This window comes from Mycobacterium sp. NGS11 (assembly GCF_059813315.1).
The window spans coordinates 1-337 of sequence record NZ_JCALEJ010000079.1 but is presented as its reverse complement, the minus strand read 5'-3'; the positions used below and the strand labels follow the sequence as shown (position 1 = coordinate 337).

Below are 337 nucleotides of genomic sequence, written 5' to 3'. Positions count from 1 at the left end.
TCGGAGCTTTGACCGGCTAATCGGAGCTCACGGGGCCGCGCTGTCGAGCGGAATGGTTCATCGTCGGGGTGACTTGGTGAGCTTGCGGAGTTGTTCTTCGTGGCGTTTGACCCCTTCGGCGAGGGCTTCAACTGCGGTGCGGAGGTGTGCAACTTCGGTGGCCAGGCCGGTCAGGGTGCGGGCGTCGGTTTGTCGGGTGCGGTGTTCGTCGACGATGGCGCGTAGTTGTTGGTCGCGGTAGAGCGTCGCGCGGCCGATCTGGGCGTGTTCGGCGACGGCGGTGAAGGTGATGGGGTGGCCTGAGGTGGCGAGCTCGGCGCAGACACGCTCGACGAGG

General features: G+C 66.2%; 1 protein-coding gene. It reads right to left on the bottom strand.

The annotated features are described in order from the left end of the window. Window positions 1–57: 57 nt before the first annotated feature. On the bottom strand, window positions 58–337 hold a 280-nt coding region (locus AC5Y4T_RS26190; protein WP_499956157.1), incomplete at its 5' end, for a hypothetical protein.